The sequence below is a fragment of the Paenibacillus sp. UNC496MF genome (genome assembly GCF_900113915.1).
In the GTDB taxonomy this organism is placed as follows: domain Bacteria; phylum Bacillota; class Bacilli; order Paenibacillales; family Paenibacillaceae; genus Paenibacillus_Z; species Paenibacillus_Z artemisiicola.
The window spans coordinates 781,200-800,006 of sequence record NZ_FORE01000004.1 but is presented as its reverse complement, the minus strand read 5'-3'; the positions used below and the strand labels follow the sequence as shown (position 1 = coordinate 800,006).

Sequence of the window (18,807 nt, the reverse complement as noted above, 5' to 3'; positions counted from 1 at the left end):
CGACGTCTCCGTCCCGATTATGCGCCGCCGGCGCGCCGATGCGCAACCCGGACGCTTCCGGCCGGCGGACCGGGCTTTAGTTCGTAACCGGAATCGGGCTGTACCGGCCCGCTTGATAGATCGTCTCCGTCAGCTTGACGACCTTCAGCGCGAACTCGCCGGACACCGCAACCTCGCGGCGTCCGAGTACGGCGTCGATGAAGCTCTTGTCCTGGTTCGTCGTTTGCTGCGGCAGCTCCGGCACGACATGCTCTTCGCGGAGCCGGCGGATCGTGATCTGGCCGTTGTCGTAGAAGATGCCGCCCGTCTCGCCGCAGAACGCGTACGTCTCGTGCCAGCACGGCGCGTGTCCGATGATGTTCAGGCCGGCGACGGCGCCTTCGGCGAAGCGGATCGACGTAAAGGAATCGATCTCGACCGGCGTCTGCTGCTGATGGATGACGGTGAACACCTCGCTCGGCGTCAGGCCCGTCGTCCAGAGCAGGACGTCGACGATGTGGCTTCCGGAGTCCATGAGCATGCCCCCGCCGGACAGCGCGGGATTTTTCCGCCAGGAATTCTTGCCGCCCTGCGCCCAGCCTTGATAGAGCGAAGCCGTCACGGACGTCAGCTTGCCGATCAGGCCGCCGTCGATCGCTTCCTTGATGAACAGGAATTCCGGCTGGAAGTGGCGCTGGTAGGACACCTGCATGATTTTGCCGGACAGCTCCGCGATGCGCAGCAGCTCTTCGGCTTCGGCGGACGAGCACGTCATCGGCTTCTCGATCAGGACGTGCAGCCCGGCGCGCAGCACGTCCGCTGCTTGGGCGAAGTGCAGCGTGTGCGGCGAACAAATGACGACGGCGTCGAGCTCGGCTCCGTCCAGCATCTCGATATGGTCCGCGAACTGCGCGACTTGCGCGAGCGCCGGGTTGTTCGTCAGGAAACGCCGGCGGCTCTCTTCGTTCGGGTCGGCGATGGCGACGATGGCGGCGTCCTCTGGCAGCTCCTGCAGCTGCTTGGCGTGCAATCCCGCGATGCCTCCGGTTCCGATGAATCCGATGCGTACGTTGCTCATGCCATGTACACTCCTTCAGCTTGTTATTTAATGCCGGAGAACGTAATCCCCCGGATAAACGCCTTCTGAACGACGAAATACAGGATGATGACCGGCAGCGTGATCATGGCGCTCGTCGCCATCATCATCTGCCATTCCGCGCCGTGCTGCGTCTTGAACGAGGACAGGCCGAGCATCAGCGTATACTGCGCCTCGTCCGACAGGTAGATGAGCGGCCCTTGGTAATCCGTCCAGCTGCCGATGACTTGGAACAGCGCCACCGTCAGCAAGGCCGGTTTGCACAGCGGCAGCATGACCTGGGCGTAGATGCGCATCTCCGACGCGCCGTCGATGCGTCCCGCGTCCTCGAGCTCCTTGGGCAAGCCCATGAAGAACTGCCGCAGCAGGAAGATGTAGAACGGCGCCCCGAAGAAGGCCGGCAGCCACAGCGGCACGTTCGTGCCGACCCAGCCGAGATTCTTGAAGACGATGAAGATCGGGATCATCGTGACCTGGTACGGAAGCATCATGATGATCATCGTCAGGCCGAACAGCGGCTTGGAGCCCTTCCACGGAATGCGGGCGAGGCTGTACGCCACGATCGGGCACGAGAACAGGACGCCGAGCGTCGCGAGCGCCGTGATCGTCATGGTGTTGCCCAGGTAGTGCCAGAACGGAAAGTAGCTGATCGCGTCCGGGAAATTGCTCCACATGAGCGTGGACGGAATCCATTTCGGCGGCCACAGGAACAGCTCCTCATCCGGCTTCAGCGAGGTCGAGATGATCCAAAGGAACGGCGACAGGAAGAACAGGCCGAACACCACCAGGAAAACATGCGTCGCGGCGTTCTTGATGATGCGGATCGAGCGTGGGGTCATCGTGCGTCATTCCTTTCCTTGGTAATGGACCCAGCGTTTTTGCGAGATGAAGATCAATGCCGTCAACACGACCACGATCAGGAACAGAATCCACGCCATCGCGGAAGCATAGCCCATTTTCAGATACAAGAACGCGTTCTGGTACAGGTACATGACGTAGAACATCAGCGAGTCGGCCGGGGAGCCCGTGCCGTTCGTCAGCGTATACGGCAGGACGAAGTTCTGCATCGTCCCGATGACGCCCATGATGAGGTTGAAGAAAATGACCGGGGTCATGAGCGGCAGCGTGATATGCCGCAGCTTGCGCACCGTGTTCGCCCCGTCGATGTCCGCGGCTTCGTAGTAATCTTGCGGGATATCCTGCAGCCCCGCCAAATAAATGACGATCGCTTGGCCGACGCCCCACAGGCTCATCAGGATCAGCGACGGCTTGGACCAACTCTCGTCGCCCAGCCACGGCGGGCCGGGAATGCCGATCTGCTCCAGCCAATAGTTGACAAGACCGAACTGCGGATTGAGCAGCCACAGCCAAATGATCGTCGTCGCAACGGCGGGCACGAGACTCGGAATGAAGAACAGCGTCCGGTAGATGCCCTGGCCTTTGATTTTCGTGTTCAGCAATAGCGCGAGTCCGACGCCGACGGCGATGTTCAGCGGCACGGAGATGAAGGTGTAGTAGAGCGTATTGTAAATACTGATCTTGAACGTATTGTCGCTCATCAATTCCTTGTAGTTGCCGAAGCCGACCCATTTGCCATGGTCCAGAATGCTGTAGGTGGTGAAGCTGTAATAGATGGACATGATCAGCGGATAAGCGCTGAACACCAGAATGCCGATGATCCAAGGCGAGGCGAACAACAGTCCGTACAACGCCATTTTTCGTTTGTAATTCGAGGATTTCAGCTTCGTCTGCGGATAGGCCTTCAGCGTCGTCGCCACATTCTCGTTCGCGGCCATAAGTCATTTTCCTCCCCGATCGTAAGGCGCCCCCGGCGGGATCCGGGGGCAAGCGGGACTGGAGAGCTCCGCTTAAGCCGGAGGCGCCTTTACCGTTTTATTTCGAGATTTTCGCCAGCTCGCTGTCGACGTTCTTCTTGACCTCGTCAAGCAGCGCCTGCGGTTCGCCTTTGCCGTTGATCGCCAAGTCCTGCACGCGGAACATTTCGTCCCACAGCTTCTGGCCGACCGGCGAAACCGGGCGGAAATGCGCGTTCGGCATCAGATCGAGGAATACTTTCAGGTTCGGGTTCTCTTCCATCTTCAGCTCGGCGTTGACTTTCGGCATCGCCGTGATGTCGTTGCCCGCGTCCGGACGTTTGGCCCAGAGCAGCGTGCCGTCGTAGCCCGCGATGAATTTCAGCAGCGTCCATGCCGCTTCCTTTTGTTTCGCGCCCTTCGGCATGATGTACGAGAAGCCGCCGGACCACGTCGTCGGCTGCGTGCCTTCCGGACCCGGGATCGGCGTGACGCCCCATTCGAACGTCGGTTTCGTTTTCGCCAGGTCGTTCAGGATCCAGTTGCCGTCGACGACGAAGCCGACTTTGCCCGTCCAGAAGGGATTGAGGCCCGTTGCCCCATCGCGTTCGAGAAGCTCGACAGCGTGGCGATGTTGTATTTCTTCGCGTAATCGGCCATCCATTGCAGTGCCTTGACGTTTTGCGGGTCGTTCGGCGTCAGCTGGCCGCCGTCCTCGAACTTGCCGTCCATCGCCCAGGAGTACGCGTAGATCGAGCCTTGGTTCATCCATGGAATGAAGCCGACGGTATCGTACTTGCCGTTGCCGCCCTTCTTGAAGATCTTGTCCGCCATCATGTCGAGTTCTTCCATCGTGGTCGGCGGCTTCTCCGGATCGAGCCCCGCTTCCTTCAGCAGCGTTTTATTGTAATACAACGCCCGGTCGTCCGTACCCCACGGCAGGGCATACGTCTTATTGTCGTAGTTGGCTTCCGCCCATACCGCCGGGTAATAATCGTCCTTGTTGATATTGTCCCGTTCGGCCAGCGGCGTCAAATCTTCGAGCGACCCCTTCGCGGCCCAGGAACCCACGATGAAACGGTCCAGCTGCGCCACGTCCGGAGGATTGCCCCCCGCGATCGAGGTCAGGAGTTTGTCGGTGCCTTCGACGTAGGTCATTTTGACCTTGATGTTCGGGTATTTCTTCTCGAATTCGTCAATCACGTATTTCTGGTAGTCCTTCTTGAAATCGCCGCCCCAGTTGACCCAGAAATTGACGGTGACTTCCTTGTCGCTGCTGCCCGCGTCGGCCGGCGCGTTGTCTCCGGCCGCGTTGCCACCTGCCGCGTTGCCGTTCGCAGCCTTATTGCCGCCGTCTGTGTTGGCGGTATTGCCGCCGTTGCCGCCGTTGCCGCCGTTCCCGCTGCTGCCGCAGCCCGATAGCGCAACGACCGTCGCCAGCGCGGCGATCGAAATGCTAGTGAGTTTCCATTTCTTCATATGAATCCTCCCTTTTGATTGTTCGATACTCCTTCATTGTAAGCGCGTTCAGGGGAGATGTAAGGGTGGTCGTTTTTGTTTTTACCGTGTGCGATTTTGTCACTTTGTTCCGATTCCACGATCGGCAGCCGCATCGTCACGCGGGTGCCCGTTCCCCAGGCGCTGTCGATCTCTAGTCCGTAAGACGGACCGTATGTCAGCTTCAACAGCGAATGGATGTTTTTCATCGCGAAATTGCTCCCCGCCCGGATCGATTCGCTGTCCTGCAGCACCTGCCGAATCTCGTAGAGCTTGTCCGAGCGCATGCCGACGCCGTCGTCGGTGACGCGGAACAACAAGCCGTCCTCCCCGCGCTTCCATTCGACCGTCAGTTTCCCGCTCCCCTTCTTCTTCTCGATGCCGTGGAAGATGGCGTTCTCCACGATCGGCTGAAAGGCGAATTTCAGCACCATGCAATCGAGCAGCTCGGGATCCGCGGACATGGCCAGGGAGATCCGGTCGCCGAAGCGGATTTGCTGAATTTCGAAATAATGCTCGAGTAACGCCATAACTTCGCCGACTTTGACGAATTCCCGGCCCTCGCTCAGGCTGATGCGGAAATAACTCGAAAGCGAATAGATCATCGTGTCGATCTCCTTCACTTTATAGAGCTTCGAAATCCAGTGGATGGAGTCCAAGGTGTTGTACAGGAAGTGCGCGTTGATCTGCGAGGCGAACATCTTCAGCTGCAGCTCCTGCTGCAGCAGCCGCTGCACGTACAGCTCGTCGATCAATTCCTTGATCCGGGCGATCATCGTGTTGAAGCCGCGCGACAACAGCCCGAATTCGTCCTTGCGGTCCGCATGGATCTGAATCTCGAAATTGCCGTTCCGCGCCTCCTGCATCCCCTTCAGCAGCCGCTGGACCGGCTTGTTCATCTGCCAGGCCGCGAACAGCGCGTACCCGAGCGCGACCGCCATGAAGCCGGCGGCCAAGTAGAGCGTGAACCAGCCGAGCACCCGCGACTCCTGCACGAGCTTCCGCGCCGGCACGAGCCCGACCAGGTTCCAGCCGTTCATCAGCTGCGTGTGCGTGACCATCATCCGCTCGTTGTCGATCGTGCGCGAGCCGATGGACGACGTTTGCGTCGGCAGCCGGAATGGTATCGTTTCCAGAAGTTGGTCCGGTCGTTGGCCGCCGACGATGCGCCCCCGCCCGTCCACGATCATCGAGCTGCCCACTTCGCCCAGGTTGATCTGCGACAGGATCGTCGCCGGATCGATCTCGATCAGCATGACGCCGATGATCCGGTTCAGGTTGTTCAAGTCCTTGATCGCCCGGCCGAAGCAGAATACAGGTCCCTGCCACCGGTCGTCGCCCCACGGCTTCGGGACGAGCGACGGCCGCATGCCGAACCAGACGACCTTGCCTTGGCCGGCGACGACCTCTTTGTACCATTGCGCGCTGCGAACCGCCTGCGTCGTGCCCGGCATCGAGAGGTAGCCCGTGGAATACTTGTACGAATTGGCGTATTCGCCGAAGATGTACAAGTTGACCAGATCGTTCTTGGAATTGAGCAGGTTGGCGATGAATTCGCCGATTTCCTTGTTCGTCTCCTCGCGGTCGTAATTGTCCGTGAAGTCGTCCTTGATGCCCTGCTGGAGCTTCTTGCTTCCGAGCAGGTAGAAGGACCGCGTGCTGTATTCCTCCATGATGAGGTCGAGCCGCTCGCCCGACTGCTGGATGGTCTGCTGCGTGATGTAGCCGACCTTGTCCTGGATGATGCGCGTCGATCTGTCGTAGAAATAATAACCCATGATCGCGATGCTGACGGATATCCCGACGAAGCAGAGCAGAAACAAGCGGTGTCCGACGGAAGTCCATTTGAACTTCGGCAGCCATTTCATATGCGGGTCCCCTTCTTAGAAGCCGTGATCCCGGTATTGCGCCGGGGTCAAGCCCTCGAATTCCTTGAACATCTTGGTGAAATGGCGGATATCGGTATAGCCGAGCTGGCCGGCGATTTCATAGATTTTGAGAGGGGTCTCCTTCAGCAGCCGCTTCGCCGCCGCGATGCGCGAACGCAGGACGTACCGGCTGAACGTCTCGCCCATTTCCTCGTGGAATATCTTGCTGAAATACGAATGGTTCAAATACAGGTGCGCGGCCACGTCGTTCATCGTGACCATCCGGTCCCGATTGCTCTCGATGAATTGCAGCGCGCGCTCGACGATCCATTTCCGGCTGCGGACGGGACGTTCGCTCGCCATCGCGCAGGACAGGCTTTCGAGCAGGGCGTCCTCGATCGCGTCCGCCGTGCAGGGGGGCAGCTCGAGCGGCACGGGGGCCGCGCCGTCGCCGCAGTTCGAGCGGCGGTGCAGCGCGTCGCTCTTCTGGTTGACGTTCTGGAACAGCAGCTTCAAGCCGCGGCGGATCGTCAGCGGCAGATGCTTGGCGCGGTGCTCGCGCAGATGCTCGGCCAGCTCCCGGACGAGCTGCTCGAGCAGCCGGGCGTCGCCCATCTTCAGCGCCGAGGCGAAGCGCGAGTCCCAGCCGGCGGGCCCGCAATAGGGCAAGTCCGCCTGCATGGCGCCCGCGATCGGCTCGGCGCCGCGCAGGCTGCCGCCGCCCTCGTAGAACCAGTAGGCGGCGGCGTGGAGCGCCTCCTCGAACATGCCCGCCAGCCGGCCGAAGCTCGCTTCGCCGGAGTAGCCGATGCCGATGCGCACGCCGAGCATCGCCTCCGCCTGTCCGATCAAGCGGGGCAGGTCGGCGGCGATGCCTGGCTCCTGCCTGCCGATCGGATACCGCTCGGTATGCAGCATCGCGACGTCCGCTTCGCCCGCCGTCTTCTGGTTATGGATCGGGAACGCGACGACCGGGCCGAACCGGGCGCCGGTCTCCTCCAGCATGTTGCACAAGGCGTATAGGATAAGCGCGCGGTCCCGGTCCGTCTTGGCCTTGTCCCCCCAATCGACGATCTTCACCGCGAACGTGCGAATGCGGCACGGATCGAGCTCGATCTGAAGCGCCTTCATCTGCTCCGGCAGCCAGCCCGGCGAATACGGCGCTTCCGTGAGCAGCATTTCGAACAAGCGCTGGCGGGCGAGAAAGAGCGTCTCGCGGGCCGATCGGGCCAGCCGGTTCATCTCGGTTTCGGCCTTGCGCTTGCGTTCCAGCTCCTGCACGCAGCGGCGCACGACGCCCAGCATGTTTTGCTCGTGAATCGGCTTCAGCACGTAATCGAACGCGCCGTTCTTAAGCGCGGTCCGGGCGTATTCGAAATCGCTGTAGCCGCTCATGATGATAACCTCCGACGACATCTTCTGTTCCCGCATCGTCTTCAGGAACGTCATGCCGTCCATGACGGGCATGACGATATCGGTGATGACGATGTCCGGCGAATGGCGCTCCATGAAGCGCATGGCCTCTTCCCCGTCCGACGCTTCTCCCGACACCCGGATGCCTTCCGTCGCCCAATCGATCGTTTCGCACAGCCCTCTGCGAATCCAACGCTCGTCCTCCACAACCAATAACGAAAACACGCCGCTCACCCTTTCTTGTATCCGTTTTCATAAACGTCAGAAGCAAGTTCCTGCAAACGTGCCGGCTTCGGGTCGATCTCGGCCGGTTCGCAACCAAAGGGACGCGTCAACGTTGATCATAATTATTTCGCGGCGATCTGTCCAGATCGGCAAAATCCATCGTGGATTTATCCACTAATTTAGCATAATCTCCATTCATTCCGCATCCTAAATTTGACTTAAGAATAGCTCTAATATTGCGACAAGGCCTGAAAATATTGTCGTATTTTCCTTTTTCCCTTTCCTGCGACATGACTCGACATATTTCACTGAGGTTTGCGTATGCAAAATAAGCCGGCGGGCATAGGCGCCGGCCGGCTTATTCGCGCGTTTGCGCGAAGCATTCGGTTCTTATTCATCAGAAATCGAAACGAGCGGCCGGCGGCGCGCTCGCGCTTCGTAGCCGCATGCTCGTAGCCGCACGTTCATTGTCGTGCGTTTATTGTCGTGCGTTCATGAACAGACCTCGTTGACGATTCGCCCGGCAATCGTCGACGACGTTCGCGCCATGCCGCGGCGCGATCGTGTCCGCCGCGCCGCCGCCCGTCAAAACCGGTACCGTTCGTGGCCGCGCGCGGCGAAGTCCCCGAAGCCTTCCAGGCGAAGCAGCGCTTCCTTCATGCGCATGCCGCCCCGGAAGCCCGTCAACGCGCCGTCTTTGCCGATGAGGCGGTGGCAGGGCACGACGATCGGCATCGGATTCGCCCCGTTGGCCGCGCCGACGGCCCGGACGGCGGCTTCCTTGCCGAGCGCCGCCGCGAGCTCGGAATAGCTGCGCGTCTCCCCGAACGGAATGCGGCCCAGCTCCCGCCAGACGGCCATTTGGAACGGCGTGCCGCGGTAATCGGTCGGCACCGCGAACGCCTTGCGGCCGCCGGCCAAGTATTCGTCCAGCTCGCGGACGTATGGGGCCATGCGGACGGCGTCCTCCGCGAACGCGGCGCCGGGGATGCGCTTCCGAAGCACCGACTGCCAGCGGTCGAACGATTCTCCCGGCAGCGTCACGAGGCAGAGCCCGGTTTCGGTCGCGGCCAGCCGAATCGGCCGCCCCTCGAAGAAGCCGTGCTCGAACGTCGTCCAAGCCACTTCGGCGGCGCTTCGCTCCGCCGGCATCAGTCTTCGAAGATGGCGACCGGACGCGCCCAGCCCGCGCTCGCCCGCTCGATCTTCACGGGGAAGCACGCCACCTTGAAGCCGTACGGCTTCGGCAGCCGGTCCAGATTGGCCAGCTTCTCGATCTGGCAGTATTCCCGGTCTTTGCCGACGTAGTGCGCGGCCCACAGCACGCCGTCGCGCGGCTGCGCCTTGTACGCGGCGGCCTGCAGATTGAGCGGGATATCCCAGCCCCAGCCGTCCGTGCCGACGACCTTGATGCCTTGATCGAGCAGCCAGACGGTGGCTTCCGCCGACACGCCGGCATGCAGAAAGGCGTAGTTGTCGTCGTAGAGCCGCTTGTCGGCGTCGGACCGGACGAGCACGATGTCGAGCGGCTTCAGCGCATACCCGATCCGGTCCAGCTCGGCGATCAGATCTTCCTTCGTGATCTCGTAACCCGGCGGCTTCGCGCTGAAGTCGAGCAGCACGCCGTCGCCATAGAACCATTCGAGCGGCAGCTCGTCGATCGTTCTGGCCTTCTCGCCCTCCGACGTCGGCCAATAGTGCCACGGCGCGTCGATATGCGTGCCCGCGTGCGTATTCAACGTGACGGTTTCCGTCGCCCATGCTTTGCCTTCGGGAAAATCCTCCTGCTTCAGGCCGAGAACGGCCGCCGCCTGCTTCGCGCCGTCTTCGTGGCATGCGTATTCGATGGCCGCCGGCAGCGGCTCGCGGATGCGGGGACTGATGGAAACGCTGAGATCGATCAATTTCATAAGTGCAGCTCCTTGAGGTGTGAGATTGGCTAGCACCCCGATTATACCCGAACCTCCGGCTTCAGCCAATTCGCCTCAAGCTCCGGGCCGTTGCGACTAGCGAAAGTCTCCGTCGAGTGACCGCATAATTAACGCCATGAAATAATAATCCTCCTATAATTAATGCCGTTAAATCATCGGCCGCTCCGTAAAACCGAGCGGTTACGTCCGCGCGACCTGCGCCGCTCGCCGCCCGGTTCGCGGAGGAACGCCTCCTAATTACGGTCCTCCTCCCGCCGATCGATCATTTCTCGCGTCCGCTTCCCGTATACTAAGGCGATGCGAACCATAACGACGGAACGGGAAAGGCGGAAGACGGACATGCGCGTGCTGGTGATCGAAGATGACGCGGCGCTGCTTCGGATCGTCCGAAGCGCGTTCGAAAGCGAAGCGTACCGGACCGACGGCGCCGACAACGGCGAGGACGGTTACGCGCAAGCGTCCCGGGCGATCCACGACCTGATCGTGCTGGACGTGATGCTGCCCGGGCTAAGCGGCTTCGACATCATGCGCAAGCTGCGGGAGCAAGCCCTGCTCGTGCCGATCATTCTGCTGACGGCCAAGGACGCGGTCGAAGACCGGGTCGGCGGGCTGGACGCCGGCGCCGACGATTACGTCGTCAAGCCGTTCGCCGTCTCGGAATTGCTGGCGCGGGCGCGGGCGGTGCTCCGCCGCAGGGGCACGCTCGGCCTGCAAGGCGAGCTTGCCTGCGGCTCCGTCCGCCTCGTGCCCGCGGCCAGGGACGCGGTCGTCGGCGGGAAGGCGCTGCGGCTGACCGCGACGGAATACGAGCTGCTGGAATATTTGATCTGCCATCAGGACCAGATTCTGACCCGGGAACAGATCGTGAGCCGCGTCTGGGGCCTGCACTCGGCGGTCGGCGCTTCGGCCGTCGACGTCTACGTGCATCATTTGCGCAGGAAGCTGTCGGCCCACAAGGCCGACGCCATGCTGCGCACCGTTCGCGGGGCCGGCTACAAGCTCCAGGGGAAAGCCCGTGTTCGCTAGCATCCGGCTCAAGCTTGCCGTCCTGAACGCGGTCGTCATTCTGTTCGTCCTCTTGGCGCTTAGCTCGCTGCTCTACGTCCACATGCGGTTCCGCCTGTATCACGACGCGGACGAGTTCATCAGCGCCGCCGAGAGCCGGATCGCCTCGCTGCACGACTTGTCCGCCGCGATGGCGGCCGGCGGCCCCGATCCCGCGCAGGACGAAACGACGACGTACCTGTTCTGGGATGCCCGCGGCGAGCTGATCGGACAGATGCCGAACCGGTCGTTCCCGGACGCGCTGGCCGCGCGCTTCAAGCGGGCCGAGGGCGAGAACGCGCTCCGCACGCTAATGGCGAACGGGCATGCTTACCGCGCGTATAATTATCCCAATCTCGCGCTCGAGCCGCGCACGATCGCCGAGATCGGCATCGTCCGCAACCTGGACGACGCGCGCGGCACGCTGCGCGCGCTGCGGATGGATATTTACGCGGCGGCCGCGGCCGGAGTGGCGGTCTCGCTTCCGCTCGGACTGTTTCTGGCCGGAAGAGCCCTCGTGCCGATCCGCAGGTCCCGGGAGAAGGAGACGCGGTTCGTCGCGGACGCGTCGCACGAGCTGCGCACGCCGATCGCGGTCGTTCAGGCCCAGACCGAGCTGCTGCTTCGCGTCCCCGGACACACCATCGAACGGGAGGCCGGCCAGATCAACGTCATTTTGAAGGAAAGCCGGCGCATGAGCCGGCTCGTCAACGATCTGCTCACCTTGGCGCGCTCGGATTCGGACCGTCTCCTGCTGCGCCCCGAGGACTTCGAGCTCGACGTCCTCGCGCGCGAGCTTGCGTCGCGCTTCCGGCTGCTCGCGGCGACCAAGCGCGTGGCGATCCGCTGCGAGGCGGATGCGCCGGTGCCGATCCGGGGCGACGAAGAGCGCGTCCGCCAGCTGCTGGCGATCCTGCTGGACAACGCGCTCAAGTACACGCCGCCGGACGGGCGCATCGCGCTTACGGTCCGCAGGCAGGCATCGTTCGCGGTCATCGGCGTCGCGGATACCGGCTGCGGGATCGCCAAAGAAGACCTCCCCCGCGTGTTCGACCGCTTCTACCGCGGGGACAAAGCCCGTTCGCGCGCGGAAGGCGGCACGGGTCTCGGGCTGTCCATCGCGGAATGGATCGCGAAGGCGCACGGCGGCGCCATAACGATCGCGTCCGAACCCGGCGAGGGAACGGTCGTCGAGGTCCGGCTCCGGGCGCATGCGCGCCACGGTTCGTTCGTTTGATCGCGCCAAGAAGTCCCTACGGGCCGGCGGAATCGCGGTCGGCCGGCGGTCGCGCCGGTCGCGTCGGCCGCCGGCCCGCGGCCGGAACCTCCGCGGTTTATTTCGTCCGCCTGCCGGCCGAGGCCGTTTTCAAGCGTTCCGCATAGAGCTCCATCAGCTTGGCGGCCGTCAGCTGCCAGCCGAAATAGCGCTCCGCGTCCGTTCGCGCCTGCTCGGAGAGGCGCCGGTGGAGCTCCGGGGAGCGGGCCAGCTCCGCCATCCGCGCGGCGAACGCGGAAGGCTTCCCGTAACGGGTCACGAGAAAGCCGTTGCGCCCGTCCTTCACGATCTCCGGAATGCCGCCGTTGCGCGAAGCGATGACGGGCAGCCCGCTCGCCATCGCCTCCACGTTGACGAGCCCGAACGCTTCATGCTCCTGCGAGGGGCAGACGAAGCAATCGCCGGACCGGTAGAACGCCGGCATGCGCTTGCGCGGCAGGTTCCCCTTGAACTGCACGGGGACGTTCAACCGGCGCGCGGTGCGGCGCAGGAAAGCCCGATAGGCCGCCTTGCCCGTCCCGCCCGCGACGGACAGCCGGATGGACGGCACCGATTTCCGGGCGATCTTGAACGCGCGCAGCAGCGTCGGCACGCCCTTCCGCGGAATCATGCGGCCGGCGAACAGGAAGCGATAGCCGCCGCGGCGCGGCTTGCCGCCCGGCCGGAACTGCGCGGTGTCGACGCCGAGATGCACGTAGGCGATCTTGCTCCGGTGCGCGGGGAAGCGGCGCATCAGCGAGCGCTGCAGCGACAAGCTGTTGCCGACGATGAGGTCGGCGTGCCGGAAATCGGCGTTCGCCTTGCGCCTCGTCGTCATCGGCGGCGACGCGAACGTCATGGAATGCATGAACACGGCGATCGGCGTATGGGGAAACGCGTTCCGGACGGCGGCGGCGAAGCCCGGACGGTTGTCGATTTGAATCAGGTCGAACGCGAGGCCCTTCACGCGGCGCAGCGCATTGGCGAGATACCGCTTCTTCGAGCCGCCCGGCACCCGCAAATTCGTGACGGGACCGTTGACCGACTTGCGGGGCAAATAGCCGCGCCATAAGCTGACGATGGTGACGCGGTGACCCTCCGGCAGCCGGCTCGTGATTTGGTGGATGACGTTCTCGACCGATCCGCCCGCTCTCGGCGGAACGGGAATTTGTTCGGGAGCGATGATCAGCAGCTTCATGGCGGGCTCCTTTCGGTTCGGGAGGAGATGCCACAACGTATTCCGGCCGGCCGGACGTGTTGTAGGCTGGTATGGCCATTAAAGCAAATTAATAATTCCGATGCGCATGAACGGATACGCAAAGTAGCCGACCGGCCCGGTCGGCTTCTCGTATGTCCGCTCGTTCCGTTACATGGCCAAAGCCGTCGGACGGACGATGATTTCGCTCACGCTCGCGTCGTCCGGCTGCCCGATCGCGTAAACGATGGCGTCCGCGATCCGGTCCGGCGACATGCCAAGCCCCTTGATCCGCTCGGCGATCGCCCGCGCCTCCGGGCTCGTCAGCCCGTTCAGCAGTTCCGTCTCGGTCAAGCCCGGCGCGACGAGCGTCGCGCGGATGCCCGAAGCCGCCGATTCTTCCTGGCGCAGCCCGTCGGTGATCGCCCGGACGGCGAACTTCGTCGCGCCGTACACGACCGACGTCGGACTGACCGCGTAGCCCGACGTCGAGGAGAGATTGACGATATGCCCGGAACGCTGCTCGCGCATGACCGGCAGCACCGCCGCGATGCCGTGCAGCACGCCTTTGACGTTGACGTCGATCATCCGGTCCCAATCCTCGACCCGCAGCTCGCTCAGCCGCGAGACCGGCATGATGCCCGCGTTGTTGACCAGCACGTCGATCCGGCCGTAACGCTCCATGGCCAGCCCAGCCGTCTTGCGCATGTCTTCCGCCGATGCCACGTCGGCGACCGCGTGCGCCGCCTCGCCGCCCAGGCGGACGATCTCATCCGCCAGCGCCTTCAGCCGGTCCTCGCGCCGTGCCGCCAGCACCAGCTTGGCCCCCTTCTCCGCCAGCCGCTTGGCCGTCGCTTCCCCGATGCCGCTCGACGCGCCCGTGATGACGACGACTTTCCCCGCTATGTTGTCCATCCTCGATCTTCTCCTTCGTCCTATCGAATCGAAGCCGATTACTCAACACGCGTTGAATAATTGGCGTCCGTTGATTATCATTATAAGGAGTTCCGGCGGGACTTCAATCGTTGATGTCGGCTCTTCTGTCCCCTATGCGACACTCGGGCCGTTCGCGTCGATTAACGGAGGAAGCAGCGGCTTCCAGCGCATGATTTTGAAGTGAAAATGACATTTTAAAACTTACTCGTAGGGCTCGTTTACCGCTTGTGGCACGGCCGTGCTTTCGTTGTTGTCCTCCCAAAGTCTTCCCATAACGCTTGCCCGTCATCCGATCGGCGGAATCGCCGCAAAACCGCGCAAAAAACCGTCCCTTTTCGGGACGGCCGGTTACGTCGGATTCGTCTGCTTTGCCGGTTTGCTTTTTTTGCTTGCTTTGCGCGCTTGCCGGCTGATCGGCGGTTACATCGTTTGCGCCGTCGGCCGAATCACGATCTCGTTCACGCTCGCGTCGTCCGGCTGCCCGATCGCATAGACGATGGCGTCCGCGATCCGGTCCGGCGAGATGCCCATGCCTTGGAAATGGCTGGCCATCGCCTGCGCCTCGGGACTCGTCACCGTGTTCAGCAGCTCCGTGTCCGTAATCCCCGGCGAGACGACCGTCGCGCGGATGCCCGAAGCCGCCGATTCCTCTTGGCGCAGCCCGTCGGTGATCGCCCGGACGGCGAATTTCGTCGCGCTGTACACGGCCGACGTCGGACTCACGACGTGACCCGCCACCGAAGAGACGTTGACGACGTGCCCGGAGCGCTGCTCGCGCATGGCCGGCAGCACCGCCGCGATGCCGTGCAGGACGCCTTTGACGTTGACGTCGATCATCCGGTCCCAATCCTCGACCCGCAGCTCGCTCAGCCGCGACACCGGCATGATGCCGGCGTTGTTCACCAACACGTCGATCCGGCCGTAACGCTCCAAGGCCAGGCCCGCCGTCTTGCGCATGTCTTCCGCCGATGCCACGTCGGCGACCGCGTACGCCGCCTCCCCGCCCGCCCGGACGATCTCCGCCGCCAGCGCCTTCAGCCGGTCCTCGCACCGTGCGGCCACTACCAGCTTGGCCCCCTTCTCCGCCAGCCGCTTGGCCGTCGCTTCCCCGATGCCGCTCGACGCGCCCGTAATGACGACGACTTTCCCCGTGATGTTATTCATGCTCGATTTCCCCTCGCCCTAATCGATTTCGAACGCTTTTTACTCAACACGCGTTGAATATTTGGCGTTCGTTGATTATCATTATAAGGAGATCGAACGGGACTTCAATCGCCGATGTCGGCGGTTTCGTCCCATATGCGACATCCGATCGGATGATGTTGATTAACGAAAGGAGCGTGCGCCATGAACGCCGAAGCCAAACTCGACCGCCGCGTGGTGAAAACGCGGGAAGCGATCAATAAAGCGTTTTTGGAGCTGTTCGCCGAGAAGGAGTTCCAGCAGATTACGATCAACGACATTTCCGACCGCGCCAACGTGAACCGCGGAACGGTGTACTTGCATTACGCGGACAAATACGATCTCCTCGACAAAAACATCGACAGCCATCTAAACCGGCTCCTTGCCTTCTGCGGGCACGGCGGCGCCGCGTCAACGGACGATATTCCCGCGCTCGGCAGCGAGCTGAAGCCGGTCTTCGACTACCTCGCGGCGAACTATCCGTTCTTCTCGGCCATGTTCGCCAATCAGCGGACGTCCGTGTTCCGGGAACGGATGCTGGCGTTCGTCGCCGGCGGCGTCCGGCGAAAGCTTGAGACGAACGGCGGCGCGGCGCGCGTCGATCACGAGCTGCACGCCGAATTCATGGCCTCCGCGTTCGTCGGCATCGTGGAATGGTGGATTCGGCGCGCCATGCCCCATTCCCCGGAGGCGATGGCGGAGCAGCTGAGCGACCTGTTCGCGAAGAACGTCGAGCTGGACTGATCACGCCGGGCAAGCGCGGTCATGAAGCAACAAAAAAAGCCGCGCGAACGCGGATTTCTTCATGTTGCGACGACGCTTAACCCAGCTGCTGCGCGAGCTCCCAGACATGGCCGTCCGGGTCGGCGAAGCACGCGGTGCGGACGCCCCACGGCCGGTCCATCGGGCCGTTCAGCAGCTCGACGCCGCGGCCTCGCAGCTCCTCGCACGCGCCGTCGACGTCCTCGACCGGGATCGTGAATTGGAACCGCGAGCCGGCCTCGCCGCCCGCGACCTTCGCCGGGCCGATCAGCCCGGGCGCCTCGGACGCGATCAGCAGGTTGATGCTCAGGTTGCCGAAGGGATAGACGGCGGAATGCGGATCTTCGAATACGGCGGGCGAGCCGAAGACCGCCTCGTAAAACGTCTTCGCGCGCGGCAAATCTTCGACGAACAGCGTAATGAATGCGATCTTCTTCGTTCCCAGCGCTGACATGGACGCACCTCTTCTTTCACGGATATCGGACTGCGCGGGGATTCATGATGTTCATCGCTTGACGGTCGTCGCGCCTCATCGCCCGATTTCGTTCGATTTGACTAGCTCCCTTGCTCCTCGGCCGTTTCGAGCGACGTACATCCCGCCCTTATTCAGCCTTCTTCTGCCTGCATTCAATCAAATTCGAAATTCTTCCACTCGTCTTCCGGCATATGGCCTTCCTCGGAGAACCGCTCCTCCCGGAACGGCTCGGCCACGTTATGGAAGCCGTTGCGCTCCCAGAAGCCCGGCCGGTCGCGCTTCATGAATTCGAAGCCGCGGACCCATTTGGCGCTTTTCCAGAAATACAGATGCGGCACGACGAGCCGCAGCGGTCCTCCGTGCTTCGCCGTCAGCGGCCGGCCGTCGTAGGTGTGGGCGAGCAGCACCTGATCGCCGAGCAAGTCGCGCAGCGGCAGGTTCGTCTCGTAATCCGGGTCGGCATGCACCATAACGTGAAGCGCCTCCGGTTCGACGTTCAGCCGCTCGAGCAGATCCCGGACGCGTACGCCCTTCCAGGTCGTATCCGCCTTGGACCAGCGCGTGACGCAGTGAATGTCGACCTGGATTTCGGTTTGCGGCAGCGCCATCAGGTCATCGTAGCTCAGGACGAGCTCCTCTCCGACTTCGCCGAAGAGCCGGAAATTCCAGGCCGCCATGTCGTAGTTCGGCACCTCGCCCTCGTGGAGGATCGGAAACCGCTCCGTCCAAATTTGGCCCGGCGGCAGCCGGTGGGCCAGCTCCGGGGGCGATTCGGCGACGGGCGGCTTCGCCCGCTGCAGCCGCTCGGCTTTGTTATGCATGTGCGTGACTCCTTTGTCGGTTTGAATAGCTTGCGTATGCCATTATCCTAGAATACTTGTCCCGCAACGTCAACAAGGCTGCCGGAAAATTCCGGCAGCCCGTTGCGCGGCTCTTCATGAGACGCGCGGCTGTAATGAAGACGGAGCAGGACCGAGGCGCGGCCCGGCAGGAACCCGGAACGCTCGTCGCGCGGCGCCTCGCGGGTTCTCCTTTCGGCCGCTCGCGGGCTTACGCCCGGACGAACGACTGCCGCACGCTGAGCTCGAGCGGCGAGTACTCGGCCGGATTCGCCCGGTTCAGATTCATCCGGCGGACGAGCGGGGTCGCGCGGTTGCACATGAACCGCGGCACGCCGGAATGGTTTTGCGACGCGCAGTGGTAGAGGAACGGATGGCAGAGCAGCACGTCGCCGGCCGACGCGGGCGTCTCCGCGACGCGCAGGCGGAAGCCGTCCGCGTCCGCGTGCTCCCGCTCCATGAACGCCGCGACGCGATTCCCCGCCTCGGCTGCCGGCGCGGCTTGCGCGGCCGCGCCGTCCGCGTAGACGTCGACGGCGCCCGTGTCGCTCTCCTTGGTGTTCGTCAGCTCCCGCAGCCACGGATGGGAGCGGTTCGCGAGCTGGATCGCTTCGCCCGCCATCGGTCCGTCGCCATGCTCCGCCAGCAGCTTGGACACGATCTTGTGCGAGCCTTCGGCCACGAGCGTGCTGCCGCTGCGCAGGCCGATGTCGGAGAAAATGCAGAGCAGCAGCAGTCCCTGCTCCGGACTGTCCACGTAATGCGGGCGGCTCATGCCGTCCCAGTGCCAGCCGTTCGTCGGCACGTCCCACGGCTGATCGGCGCCGGCGGCGAAATTCACCGGCCACCAGCCCCACAGCGTCTTGTCCCCTTCTTGGCCGTAGACGGAACGCTCCTTCCACCGGCCCGCGCCGACCACGTCTTCGATGGCGTCGGCCAGCCGCAGCGTGTTGCAAGCCTGGAATTCCTCCGCGTCGAATTGCTCCCGGATATGCACCATCGGCTGGTTCCAGGTCGAACGGTCCTGCTTCAGTACCCCTCGCTTCTCGACCTGCGCCCACAGGTAATCCTGCGCGGCGAGCGCCGCCTTGCGCGGAAACGCCTCTTCCAGATGCACGTAGCCGAGCTCGATGAACTGCTCGATCTGCGCGTTCGTCAACACTTTCGGTTGCATCGTCTCACATCCTATCGTTTGCTGATCCTCTCCCATTCACTATAGAGCGCCGGAGACGCTTCAACTACGACGTAATAGGATCGTATTGACGGTTTTATGACCTTCTGCGGCCTTGGGCTCGG

At 62.8% G+C, this 18,807-nt stretch carries 18 protein-coding genes; 3 read left to right on the top strand and 15 right to left on the bottom strand.

What is annotated here, in order from left to right:
• Positions 1-76: 76 nt before the first annotated feature.
• From BMZ79_RS03600 to BMZ79_RS03560, 9 genes are all read right to left on the bottom strand, one after another.
• The gene (locus BMZ79_RS03600) at positions 77-1,057 is read right to left on the bottom strand and encodes a Gfo/Idh/MocA family protein (protein ID WP_090636599.1); all 981 of its coding nucleotides are present in this window, start codon (positions 1,055-1,057) and stop codon (positions 77-79) included.
• 23 nt (positions 1,058-1,080) lie between these two features.
• Entirely contained in the window at positions 1,081-1,914 is an 834-nt protein-coding gene (locus tag BMZ79_RS03595; protein WP_090636597.1) for a carbohydrate ABC transporter permease, read from the bottom strand.
• Between the two features lie 6 nt (positions 1,915-1,920).
• The gene (locus BMZ79_RS03590) at positions 1,921-2,871 is read right to left on the bottom strand and encodes a carbohydrate ABC transporter permease (protein WP_090636595.1); all 951 of its coding nucleotides are present in this window, start codon (positions 2,869-2,871) and stop codon (positions 1,921-1,923) included.
• 97 nt (positions 2,872-2,968) lie between these two features.
• Entirely contained in the window at positions 2,969-3,529 is a 561-nt protein-coding gene (locus tag BMZ79_RS34985) for an extracellular solute-binding protein (RefSeq protein WP_256252560.1), read from the bottom strand.
• On the bottom strand, positions 3,421-4,368 hold the full coding sequence (locus tag BMZ79_RS03580; protein ID WP_090636590.1) for an extracellular solute-binding protein: 948 nt from the start codon (positions 4,366-4,368) through the stop codon (positions 3,421-3,423). Before BMZ79_RS03580 ends, BMZ79_RS34985 begins: the two co-directional genes overlap by 109 nt.
• A complete protein-coding gene (locus tag BMZ79_RS03575; RefSeq protein ID WP_090636589.1) occupies positions 4,365-6,254 on the bottom strand; it encodes a cache domain-containing sensor histidine kinase in 1,890 nt (629 codons plus the stop codon). Before BMZ79_RS03575 ends, BMZ79_RS03580 begins: the two co-directional genes overlap by 4 nt.
• A gap of 15 nt (positions 6,255-6,269) precedes the next feature.
• Positions 6,270-7,874 carry a response regulator transcription factor gene (locus BMZ79_RS03570; RefSeq protein ID WP_218154642.1) on the bottom strand — a complete coding sequence of 535 codons (1,605 nt, stop codon included), beginning with the start codon at positions 7,872-7,874 and terminating at the stop codon, positions 6,270-6,272.
• Positions 7,875-8,477: 603 nt separating this feature from the next.
• Positions 8,478-9,044, bottom strand: coding sequence for a methylated-DNA--[protein]-cysteine S-methyltransferase (locus BMZ79_RS03565; protein ID WP_090636586.1), 567 nt, complete (start codon positions 9,042-9,044; stop codon positions 8,478-8,480).
• Complete coding sequence (locus BMZ79_RS03560; protein WP_090636585.1) at positions 9,044-9,802, bottom strand: cyclase family protein; 759 nt, start codon at positions 9,800-9,802, stop codon at positions 9,044-9,046. Before BMZ79_RS03560 ends, BMZ79_RS03565 begins: the two co-directional genes overlap by 1 nt.
• Before the next feature lie 318 nt (positions 9,803-10,120).
• Here BMZ79_RS03560 and BMZ79_RS03555 point away from each other — a divergent pair, with 318 nt between their 5' ends.
• Together BMZ79_RS03555 and BMZ79_RS03550 are read left to right on the top strand one after the other, a co-directional pair.
• Positions 10,121-10,849 (top strand): response regulator transcription factor, encoded by a 729-nt coding sequence (locus BMZ79_RS03555; protein WP_256252529.1) that lies wholly within the window; start codon positions 10,121-10,123, stop codon positions 10,847-10,849.
• Positions 10,839-12,104 (top strand): sensor histidine kinase, encoded by a 1,266-nt coding sequence (locus tag BMZ79_RS03550; RefSeq protein ID WP_090636583.1) that lies wholly within the window; start codon positions 10,839-10,841, stop codon positions 12,102-12,104. The genes BMZ79_RS03555 and BMZ79_RS03550 overlap by 11 nt, the downstream gene beginning before the upstream one ends.
• Positions 12,105-12,201: 97 nt before the next feature.
• On the opposite strand, the gene BMZ79_RS03545 is transcribed toward BMZ79_RS03550, so the two are convergent.
• From BMZ79_RS03545 to BMZ79_RS03535, 3 genes are all read right to left on the bottom strand, one after another.
• A complete protein-coding gene (locus tag BMZ79_RS03545; protein ID WP_090636582.1) occupies positions 12,202-13,320 on the bottom strand; it encodes a glycosyltransferase family 4 protein in 1,119 nt (372 codons plus the stop codon).
• A 168-nt stretch (positions 13,321-13,488) separates the two neighbouring features.
• Complete coding sequence (locus tag BMZ79_RS03540) at positions 13,489-14,232, bottom strand: SDR family oxidoreductase (RefSeq protein WP_090636581.1); 744 nt, start codon at positions 14,230-14,232, stop codon at positions 13,489-13,491.
• 441 nt (positions 14,233-14,673) lie between these two features.
• Entirely contained in the window at positions 14,674-15,417 is a 744-nt protein-coding gene (locus BMZ79_RS03535) for an SDR family oxidoreductase (RefSeq protein WP_090636580.1), read from the bottom strand.
• Positions 15,418-15,600: 183 nt separating this feature from the next.
• Here BMZ79_RS03535 and BMZ79_RS03530 point away from each other — a divergent pair, with 183 nt between their 5' ends.
• On the top strand, positions 15,601-16,179 hold the full coding sequence (locus tag BMZ79_RS03530; protein WP_090636577.1) for a TetR/AcrR family transcriptional regulator: 579 nt from the start codon (positions 15,601-15,603) through the stop codon (positions 16,177-16,179).
• Between the two features lie 76 nt (positions 16,180-16,255).
• On the opposite strand, the gene BMZ79_RS03525 is transcribed toward BMZ79_RS03530, so the two are convergent.
• The 3 genes from BMZ79_RS03525 to BMZ79_RS03515 form a co-directional block, all read right to left on the bottom strand.
• Positions 16,256-16,651 carry a VOC family protein gene (locus tag BMZ79_RS03525; RefSeq protein WP_090636575.1) on the bottom strand — a complete coding sequence of 132 codons (396 nt, stop codon included), beginning with the start codon at positions 16,649-16,651 and terminating at the stop codon, positions 16,256-16,258.
• Positions 16,652-16,824: 173 nt separating this feature from the next.
• The gene (locus BMZ79_RS03520) at positions 16,825-17,493 is read right to left on the bottom strand and encodes a sulfite oxidase-like oxidoreductase (RefSeq protein ID WP_090636573.1); all 669 of its coding nucleotides are present in this window, start codon (positions 17,491-17,493) and stop codon (positions 16,825-16,827) included.
• 229 nt (positions 17,494-17,722) lie between these two features.
• Positions 17,723-18,685: a phytanoyl-CoA dioxygenase family protein gene (locus BMZ79_RS03515; protein WP_090636571.1), complete on the bottom strand. Its 963-nt coding sequence runs from the start codon at positions 18,683-18,685 to the stop codon at positions 17,723-17,725.
• Between the last annotated feature and the right edge of the window lie 122 nt (positions 18,686-18,807).

Excerpts from the sequence above, each read along its gene's own strand:
- BMZ79_RS03565 (WP_090636586.1), bottom strand. The coding sequence starts at position 9,044 with ATGCCGGCGGAGCGAAGCGCCGCCGAAGTGGCTTGGACGACGTTCGAG.
- BMZ79_RS03535 (WP_090636580.1), bottom strand. The coding sequence starts at position 15,417 with ATGAATAACATCACGGGGAAAGTCGTCGTCATTACGGGCGCGTCGAGC.
- BMZ79_RS03525 (WP_090636575.1), bottom strand. The coding sequence starts at position 16,651 with ATGTCAGCGCTGGGAACGAAGAAGATCGCATTCATTACGCTGTTCGTC.
- BMZ79_RS03520 (WP_090636573.1), bottom strand. The coding sequence starts at position 17,493 with ATGCATAACAAAGCCGAGCGGCTGCAGCGGGCGAAGCCGCCCGTCGCC.
- BMZ79_RS03540 (WP_090636581.1), bottom strand. The coding sequence starts at position 14,232 with ATGGACAACATAGCGGGGAAAGTCGTCGTCATCACGGGCGCGTCGAGC.
- BMZ79_RS03595 (WP_090636597.1), bottom strand. The coding sequence starts at position 1,914 with ATGACCCCACGCTCGATCCGCATCATCAAGAACGCCGCGACGCATGTT.
- BMZ79_RS03555 (WP_256252529.1), top strand. The coding sequence starts at position 10,121 with ATGCGAACCATAACGACGGAACGGGAAAGGCGGAAGACGGACATGCGC.
- BMZ79_RS03590 (WP_090636595.1), bottom strand. The coding sequence starts at position 2,871 with ATGGCCGCGAACGAGAATGTGGCGACGACGCTGAAGGCCTATCCGCAG.
- BMZ79_RS03575 (WP_090636589.1), bottom strand. The coding sequence starts at position 6,254 with ATGAAATGGCTGCCGAAGTTCAAATGGACTTCCGTCGGACACCGCTTG.
- BMZ79_RS03560 (WP_090636585.1), bottom strand. The coding sequence starts at position 9,802 with ATGAAATTGATCGATCTCAGCGTTTCCATCAGTCCCCGCATCCGCGAG.
- BMZ79_RS03600 (WP_090636599.1), bottom strand. The coding sequence starts at position 1,057 with ATGAGCAACGTACGCATCGGATTCATCGGAACCGGAGGCATCGCGGGA.
- BMZ79_RS03580 (WP_090636590.1), bottom strand. The coding sequence starts at position 4,368 with ATGAAGAAATGGAAACTCACTAGCATTTCGATCGCCGCGCTGGCGACG.
- BMZ79_RS03530 (WP_090636577.1), top strand. The coding sequence starts at position 15,601 with ATGAACGCCGAAGCCAAACTCGACCGCCGCGTGGTGAAAACGCGGGAA.
- BMZ79_RS03515 (WP_090636571.1), bottom strand. The coding sequence starts at position 18,685 with ATGCAACCGAAAGTGTTGACGAACGCGCAGATCGAGCAGTTCATCGAG.
- BMZ79_RS03545 (WP_090636582.1), bottom strand. The coding sequence starts at position 13,320 with ATGAAGCTGCTGATCATCGCTCCCGAACAAATTCCCGTTCCGCCGAGA.